This is a genomic window from Rhizobium mayense, from assembly GCF_030272705.1.
Lineage (GTDB): Bacteria > Pseudomonadota > Alphaproteobacteria > Rhizobiales > Rhizobiaceae > Rhizobium > Rhizobium mayense.
Genome location: NZ_JARFYM010000072.1, coordinates 1 through 8,228, shown reverse-complemented (window position 1 = coordinate 8,228; position 8,228 = coordinate 1). Strand labels below are relative to the sequence as shown.

The following is an 8,228-nucleotide window of genomic DNA, read 5'->3' as shown; positions in this document are numbered from 1 at the left end:
TCAACCCGGCCCAGCCGGCCGGATCGGGGGCTGACCATCAGAGCCAGTGTCGCGTTTCTAACTGGCTGACGACGTCGCGCCTCTAGTCAGCTTTGACATCGTATGTAGCCGGGTACATTCTATTTCCAAGTGCGACATGCCAATGATTTCAATGGCTTCACTTTGGAGATTTTGGCATGTCCCGATGCTATTCGCAATTGACCCTCGCCGATCGGCGCCGCCTTCGCCACCTCGTCGAGCGCAAGGTTCCGATCAACGAGATGGCCCGCCAACTCGGGTACATTCTATTTTCAAGTACGACTTCCGAATGATATCAATGAGTTATCGCCGGCAATTCACAAGCGTCGGGCACGCTAGCATGTCGCGTGTGGAGCATCGCAACCGTGGGATCGTGGAAGCTTGCCAGATTTAGCCAACTTAGCCGGTGCCAAACCTCCATGCCCCGCTATGCTCTTCCTGCCAATCACGGCTGCTTCCGACCTGTGCCAACGGTCAGCCGTCCGGTGCTTCCATCGGACAGCTTTACCTTCCCCCAGGCTGACATGAGGTCCGGCGTTCTCGTGACCTCGGCGCTCCCGGTGCGACCGTCGGAGCATTTGACCGGAAGAGTAACCGTTGGGCGCCGATCCCTGAGGTCGTAGGTGCCGGTGCATTTCACCGAATGCCGCGACGACTGGACCGAGAAGTGGCCGTTGCCGTGCGACGCGATCGTGGAGCCTTTGAACGTCTCGCCGGAGTCCATTTTTGCTGAAGCCGGAAGGACGATGTCACCTTGTCCGTGGCCCTGCAGTGTCTTGGGGCCTGAACCTGCAATTCTCAAAGCCCTCCAAATGCTCGGAGCCAGAACGTGATTTTCTGCAAACTGAAGATAGTCCTCATAGGGGATCGCACCCTTCGCGTAAGCGGTGAGAACCCGCCGGCAAAACTCATGACGGACATTGGCCTCTGAAACGCTCATTAGCTTCGCGAGTTTCTCCTGTACTTCCGTTTTGATGGCGCCGTGGCTGCATGCCTCGATGTTCCAGTTGAGGGTTGTGGCATCGCTCAATAGATTTTTGTCATATTCATAGCCGCCCCTACTCGTGACCGGTTGCGCCTGCGCCGACACAGAAAAGGCCACCGTGGTGATGGCCACCAAAATCATAAGCTTTTTCATTTGCAATCTGCCCCATGATTCCTTTGATGTTTCGTGTCATGGTAGCAAATAGACTTACCGCCATCGATAACGAACGTCGGTCATTTTGGATTTTTCGCAGTGCACGATCTGCTTTCAGCCAAGCGAACAGCATTTAGCATCATATAATTCATGAGGTTTTGCGATCGCCTCCCGCCGCGCCCGATAAATGCAGGGCCCGGCGAGATCCTGCAATCATTTGGCGATCATTCCAAGCTCTGACGGCGCCAGATCTCAGCCTCAGACGGGTCCTTCAGGGCAAAGGAGCCGGTCTTGACGTCGCCGGCGGGCTCGTAAGTTGCCATGATGACGCCGCTTGGAAAGGATTGCGAACGAATGAGTTTCAGCGCGGCCGGAATGGTTCCGTCGCCGAAAAGCCGTTTGCCTTTGCCCAGCACCAGAGGGAAAATCAGCAGATTGTATTCGTCGATCAGTCGATGGCGAAGCAGGGTCTGAATAAGATCGCTGCTCCCCTGGATCAGCAGATCCGGCCCCTCGCCTTTCTTAAGCTCCCTCAGCGCAGCCACGACATCGGCGCCAAGCGATTGGCTATTGTTCCAGCCGAGCCTGGCGTCGCTGCGGGTCGCAACATATTTGGTGACCTTGTTGAACAGCACGGCAATAGGGTCGTCTTCACCGGCGTAGGGCCAATGGGCCGCAAAGATGTCGTAGGTCTTCCGGCCAAGCAGCAGATCGAACGGCTTGTCGAACATGTGGCCCAAAGCTGCGCCTGTCGCTTCGTCGAAATAATGGAACGTCCAGCCGCCGAACTGGAAGCCGCCGGTTGGATCTTCCTCCGGAGCCCCTGGTGCTTGCATGACGCCATCGAGGCTGACGAATGTGGCTGCTATGATCCTGCGCATGATGTCCTCCATGGACTTTGGGTTGTCGATCCTAGGACGTTTGTCTCCGGGCGAAACCGACAGGCGTCTGGAATTTCTGTCTGAAGCTTTTCATCACTGCCGGCAGCGCCTGCCGCCATGACGTCCGAGCGCAATTCGCCACCCCGTAACGCAGCCGAATACGGCCATCCCCGAACACGCAATCTAACGTCCAGGTAGCACTTGTGACCAATTGACTCTTGAATGACGGGCTGGAATCGGCGACATTCGTCCTACCAATATTTCCTTTGCGATCCGAACCCGGTTTCGGGCCCGCCTCGTTCGAAAATGCCTGGATAAAAGCGTGAGCAGCGATTCATCAAGAAGCGCGGCGAAGCCATTGGCTTCGTTGGCGCATGTTAGTGCGGCCGGTTGGGGTCGGGGCCTCTCCACCATCGTGCGGATCACGCATATGACGCTGCGGCATCCCTGGCAGACCAGTTTTGCGATCGGCGCGACTTTCGTTGCGGCGACGCTCCAGCTCTCGATCCCCCGCCTGCTCGGCCGCGCGGTCGATCAAACACAAACGGTGGTTGCCGGCGGCGCGGCCGGCCAGCTCGCGGAAAATGCATTGTTGACGACTGCCTTGCTCCTGCTGGTCGTCAGCATCCTGCGCGGTCTTTTCACGATGGTGCAGAACTATTACAGCGAAGCCGTCGGGCACCATATGGGCTACGAGCTGCGGCTCGCCTGCTACGAAAAGATCCAGCAGCTCTCCTTCAGCTTCCACGACACTGCGCATTCCGGCGATCTCATCACCGTCGGTCTGCTCGATCTCGAGGGCGTGCGCATGTATTTTTCGACGGCGCTGGTGCGCATGGTGCTGCTCACCATGCTGATCGGCGTCGGCGCCTATATGCTGCTGTCGACCGATGTCCTGCTCGGGCTTTTGGCGCTGAGCTTCGTGCCCTTCGTTGCCTGGCGCTCTTCGGTGACGCAGCTAAGATTGCGTTCGACCTGGCTCGACCTGCAGGAACGGCTCTCGGTGCTGACCCGCGTGATGGAAGAAAACCTCGGCGGCATTCGTGTCGTGCGCGCCTTCGCCGCGCAGGCTCACGAACTGATGAAGTTCGACAGGGCGTCGCACAACGCGCTCACCCTCGCTCACAAACGCGTCGGTATCCGTGTCATCAACACCAGCGCTATGAATTTCTCCTTTTTTGCGGCCATGGGCCTTGTGCTCTGGGTCGGCGGCAACAAGGTGATTGCGGGCGAGATCAGCGTTGGCACCCTCGCCTCGTTCCTGACCTTCATGACCATATTGCAGATGCCGGTGCGCCAACTCGGCCTGATGGTCAACGCGTTCGCCCGCGCGTCGACATGCGGCTCCCGGCTGTTTGCCCTGCTTGATCTCGACATAGCCATCAAGGATGCGCCGGACGCCAGGCCGCTTGCGGTTACGGACGGCGTTCTGCGCTTCGAAAATGTCGGCTTCGCCTATCCCGGCCCGGAGAAGCGCCCCATCCTCAGGAATATCAGCTTCGAGGCGCGGCGCGGCGAAACGATCGGCATCGTCGGCCCGCCCGGCAGCGGCAAATCCACCATCGCCCATCTGATCCCGCGCTTCTACGACGTAACATCCGGCCGCGTCACCATCGACGGCCAGGATATACGCAAGGCGACGCTGCAGTCGCTGCGTCAGTCGGTCGCCGTCGTGCAGCAGGATTCCTTCCTGTTCACCACCAGTATTGAAAACAATATCGCCTATGGCGATCCCTGGGCGAAGGAACAGCGCATCGAACGCGCCGCCGAATCCGCCCAACTGCACAACTACATTCTCGGCCTTCCGGCAGGCTATACCACCGTCGTCGGTGAACGTGGCGTCTCGCTTTCCGGTGGCCAGCGCCAGCGTTTGACGATCGCTCGGACGCTCATGCTGAAGCCGGCGGTGATGGTGTTCGACGATTCCACCGCCGCGATCGACGCAGCAACCGAGCAACGCATCCGCAGCGCCATGAAGCGTTTTGCCCGCGACCGGGTGACCCTCGTCGTCGCCCACCGGCTGAGTTCGCTGATGCATGCCGACCAGATCCTGTTTATCGAAGACGGCGAAATCGTCGAGCGGGGAACCCATGAACAGCTCCTTGCCGCTGGAGGGCGGTACGAGGCGCTGTACGACCTGCAGGTTCGCCCGGATGACGATGTCTCAAAGGTGCCCAACAACAAGGTCTCAGCGACGAAGAGGGAGGCCTGATAATGTCGGAAACCACTGAAACCGAGCGCAACGACGTGCGCGAGGACGGGCGGCGCCCTCCCCGTGCGGTAGTCGGTTCGCATCGCGTCGAGGAAGAGATCTTCGGCAAGGTCTTCGACGGCAAGATCATTCGCCGCATCTGGACCTTCGTCAGCCCCTATCGCCGCCAGATCTACATCTCGGTCGGGGCCGTGCTTCTCTTCACAGGGTCGCAAATCGTCATCCCGCTCGTCATCCGTTACGCGATCGACCACGCGATGGCGCCCGGTGCAACCGACTATTCGGCACTTTGGCTGGCTTTGGCGATCTTCACGGCGGCGATTCTCGTCAACTACGCTGCAAGCTATGTGCAGGAGACCTTTGTCGGCCAAGTGGCTGAGGAAGTGCTCTTCGATATCCGCCGGGCGATGTTCGCGCATCTGCAGCGGGTATCGCTCTCCTTCATGGACAAGACCGAAGTCGGCCGGCTGATGTCGCGCCTTCAGGGCGACGTCAATTCCATGCAGGAATTCCTTGAAACATCTGTGCTTTCCGTCGGCGATATAGCCCTGCTCTTCGGCATCGTCGTCGTCATTCTCTCGCTCGACTTCCGGCTTGGTCTGCTGACGCTGTCGGTCATGCCGATCCTCTTCATCGTCCGCCTGTTCTGGCTGCCGAAGGCGCGTGTCGCCTTCATGAACGCGCATGAGACCAACTCCGTCACCAACGGCGCGCTGGCCGAGGCAATCCACGGTGTGCGCGCGGTTCAGGGCATGCACCGGCAGAGAGTGAATTTCGGACTTTTCGACGACAAGGCACATACGAATCTCAAGGCGCATTTGACCGCCGCGAGGTACGCGCAGGTGATGGTGCCGATCGTCGATACGCTGACGGGTATGGCCATGGCGATCGTGATTATCGTCGGCGGCTCGATGGTGCTGAACCACAAGCTCGACGTCGGCGTCATGGTCGCCTTTCTGTTCTACATTCAGCGCTTCTTCGACCCTATCCGCTCGCTCACCATGCAATATTCGGTCATGCAGCGCGCCATGGCCTCCGGCCAGCGGCTGACGGATGTGCTCGACGTGCCCGTCGACATCAAAGATGCGCCTGACGCCAAGGTGCTGTCGCCGGATATGGACGGCTCGGTCGAATTCCGCGATGTCGTCTTCGGCTACAATCCGAAACATCCGGTGTTGAAAAATGTCAGCTTCAAGGTCAATCCCGGCGAGACCGTAGCGCTCATCGGGCCGACCGGCTCGGGCAAATCGAGCTCCATGGCGCTGATCCATCGTTTCTACGACGTGCAGCAGGGCCAGGTGCTGGTCGGCGGCCATGATGTACGCTCCCTCACCCAGGATTCGCTTGGTCGGCAGATTGCCATGGTGCTGCAGGAACCCTTCCTGTTCACCGGCACCGTGTTGGAGAACATTCGCTACAACAAGGCGGAGGCGACGCGCGAGGAGATCATCGAAGCCGCGCAAGCAGTCGGCGCCCATGAGTTCATCATGCGGCTTGCCGATGGCTACGACACCATGCTCGGCGAACGTGGCGGCGGTCTGTCGCTTGGCCAGCGCCAGCTTGTCAGCTTCGCCCGCGCGCTTGTTGCCGATGCGAAGATACTCGTGCTTGACGAAGCAACCGCGAATATCGACAGCTATACCGAAATGCTGATCCAGAAGGCATTGGTGAAGCTGCTCGAGGGCCGTACCGGTCTTGTTATTGCGCACCGCCTTGCCACCATCCGCGAGGCAGACCGAATCATCGTCTTGCAGAACGGCCAGCTGATCGAAAGCGGCAACCACAATCAGCTCATGGCCAATGGCAAGCTCTATTCGAAGCTCTATAACCTCAACTATGCCTCCTTCGACGATATTCCCGAGGAGGAAGCGAATGCTTCGGTGCCGGCGGAGTCGCATACCTAGGGATTGGATCATGCCATCCGCGCTCGTGGTTCGAGGCTCCAGCCCTTCGGGCTTCCGCGCCTCACCAGGGGGGGCTATCCTCCCGCATCGTTCTGCCTCACCGTCTTTGCTGAGGTGCATTGACGCGAAGCGGCAAGGCCTCCAAGCACCGAGGTGGCCGCTCTGCACCTTGAGAGACTTGCATGATGATAGTTACTTATGCTATTCGCCTCGCCCATGCAGAGAACAAGCTTCAGCGCCTTCAAATGTCCCGCCGCCCGTGCGCTCGAAAGCGTTGGCGACTGGTGGAGCATTCTGATCCTGCGCGATGCGCTTCAGGGACTGACACGCTTCGATGAGTTCCAGAAGAATCTTGGTGTTGCGCCGAATATCCTGACGCGGCGGCTGAAGCATTTGACGGACGAAGGCCTGTTCGAGCGGCGCCTCTACAGCGAACGGCCGCCGCGCTACGAATATGTGCTGACCGACAAAGGGCGCGACTTCTTTCCCGTTCTCATGGCGCTGTTTACCTGGGGCAACCGGCATTTGCCGCCCGAGGAAGTCGCGATGCGGCTTGCCGACGCAACGACCGGCGAGGATCGCGATCCCCTGCTCATCGACCGCGTGACCGGTCGCGCTTTTCACCCGGAGGATACGGTCCTGGTGCCCGGGCCGGCTGCGGACGAGGCCGTTCATGAACGGATAGCGCAGATGAAGGCATGGTTCCTGGGCTTCGACGCCTGATAAATATAGGAGAACCTCACTATGGATCGCATCGTCGTAACGGGCATGGGCCTGATTTCGCCATTGGGCGTCGGCGTCGAGCCTGCCTGGAGGCGGCTGGTCGAGGGCCGGTCGGGTCTTCGACTCCTGCCTGAGACAATGGTCGGCGATCTCGCCGCCAAAATCGGCGGCGTCGTGCCGAGCTTCGAGGAAGATGGCGAAGCCGGTTTTGATGCCGATCGCTACGTCCCGACCAAGGACCAGAAGAAGATGGACCGCTTCATCCTCTTCGCCATGGCGGCTGCGGAAGAAGCAATTAAACAAGCTGGTTGGCAGCCGACCGACCTCGAACAGCTCGAGCGGACCGCCACGGTCATCGCCTCGGGTATCGGCGGCTTTCCGGCGATCGCCGATGCTGTGCGCACGGCTGAGACGCGCGGCGTGCGGAGGCTGTCGCCCTTCACCGTCCCCTCATTCCTCGTCAATCTGGCGGCCGGTCAGGTCAGCATTCGCTACGGCTATAAGGGACCGCTCGGCGCGCCAGTGACAGCCTGCGCAGCAAGCGTCCAGGCCATCGGCGATGCGGCGCGGCTCATCCGTGCCGGCGAAGCCGATGTGGCGATCTGTGGTGGCGCGGAGGCCTGCATCGACAAGGTCAGCCTCGGCGGCTTTGCGGCGGCACGCGCGCTTTCCACCGGCTTCAGCAACCGGCCGGAAGAAGCATCCCGTCCCTTCGACGCCGGCCGTGATGGTTTCGTCATGGGCGAAGGCGCCGGCATGCTGGTGATCGAGACACTGGAACACGCCCTTGCCCGCGGCGCCACTCCGCTTGCCGAACTCGTCGGCTACGGTACCGCCGCCGACGCCTATCATATGACAGCAGGCCCGGAGGACGGCGATGGTGCGCGCCGGGCGATGCTGGCAGCTCTTTCTCAGGCCCGCATTTCGCCCAGTGATGTCAAACATCTCAATGCGCACGCCACCTCGACCCCGGTCGGCGACCGCGGCGAGATGGAGGCGATCAAGACGGTGTTCGGCCGCGACGGCGGTATCGCCGTCAGCGGTACGAAAGCGGCGACAGGCCATCTCCTGGGTGCCGCCGGCGGCCTGGAAGCAGTCTTCACCATCATGGCGTTGCGCGATCAGATTGCACCCCCAACCCGCAACCTGCAGGAGGCGGACCCAGCGGCAGAAGGTATCGATATTGTCGGCGCGACCGCCCGGCCGATGGCCATGGAATATGCGATCTCCAACGGTTTCGGTTTTGGTGGCGTGTATAGCGCGGCGATCAGGATGAGACGCTAGCGACAATCTAGATGAGACTCTTAAGTCGCGGTCGGGGTGAAGGTATCATGTTGATTGTCGCTGGCAAG

Annotated in this window: 6 protein-coding genes and 1 pseudogene; 5 read left to right on the top strand and 2 right to left on the bottom strand. The window is 60.3% G+C overall.

The annotated features are described in order from the left end of the window. Positions 1–176 precede the first annotated feature (176 nt). Positions 177–278: pseudogene (locus tag PY649_RS34340) on the top strand (IS30 family transposase); the annotation flags it as partial. A gap of 185 nt (positions 279–463) precedes the next feature. On the opposite strand, the gene PY649_RS34335 reads toward PY649_RS34340, so the two are convergent. Then, on the bottom strand, positions 464–1,156 hold the full coding sequence (locus PY649_RS34335; protein WP_285873495.1) for a hypothetical protein: 693 nt from the start codon (positions 1,154–1,156) through the stop codon (positions 464–466). Positions 1,157–1,380: 224 nt separating this feature from the next. Further along, a complete protein-coding gene (locus PY649_RS34330; protein ID WP_285873493.1) occupies positions 1,381–2,037 on the bottom strand; it encodes a dihydrofolate reductase family protein in 657 nt (218 codons plus the stop codon). Between the two features lie 322 nt (positions 2,038–2,359). Here PY649_RS34330 and PY649_RS34325 point away from each other — a divergent pair, with 322 nt between their 5' ends. From PY649_RS34325 to fabF, 4 genes are all read left to right on the top strand, one after another. Next, complete coding sequence (locus PY649_RS34325) at positions 2,360–4,249, top strand: ABC transporter ATP-binding protein (protein WP_285873491.1); 1,890 nt, start codon at positions 2,360–2,362, stop codon at positions 4,247–4,249. 2 nt (positions 4,250–4,251) lie between these two features. Then, positions 4,252–6,153 (top strand): ABC transporter ATP-binding protein, encoded by a 1,902-nt coding sequence (locus PY649_RS34320; protein WP_285873490.1) that lies wholly within the window; start codon positions 4,252–4,254, stop codon positions 6,151–6,153. A 216-nt stretch (positions 6,154–6,369) separates the two neighbouring features. Continuing rightward, positions 6,370–6,876, top strand: a complete 507-nt coding sequence (locus PY649_RS34315) for a winged helix-turn-helix transcriptional regulator (protein WP_285873497.1) — start codon at positions 6,370–6,372, stop codon at positions 6,874–6,876. 21 nt (positions 6,877–6,897) lie between these two features. Further along, a complete protein-coding gene (fabF, locus tag PY649_RS34310; RefSeq protein WP_285873488.1) occupies positions 6,898–8,160 on the top strand; it encodes a beta-ketoacyl-ACP synthase II in 1,263 nt (420 codons plus the stop codon). Positions 8,161–8,228 lie beyond the last annotated feature (68 nt).

Bases quoted from the DNA above. Each gene is read 5' to 3' on its own strand.
- fabF (WP_285873488.1), top strand. From the start codon at position 6,898: ATGGATCGCATCGTCGTAACGGGCATGGGCCTGATTTCGCCATTGGGC.
- PY649_RS34315 (WP_285873497.1), top strand. From the start codon at position 6,370: ATGCAGAGAACAAGCTTCAGCGCCTTCAAATGTCCCGCCGCCCGTGCG.
- PY649_RS34320 (WP_285873490.1), top strand. From the start codon at position 4,252: ATGTCGGAAACCACTGAAACCGAGCGCAACGACGTGCGCGAGGACGGG.
- PY649_RS34330 (WP_285873493.1), bottom strand. From the start codon at position 2,037: ATGCGCAGGATCATAGCAGCCACATTCGTCAGCCTCGATGGCGTCATG.
- PY649_RS34335 (WP_285873495.1), bottom strand. From the start codon at position 1,156: ATGAAAAAGCTTATGATTTTGGTGGCCATCACCACGGTGGCCTTTTCT.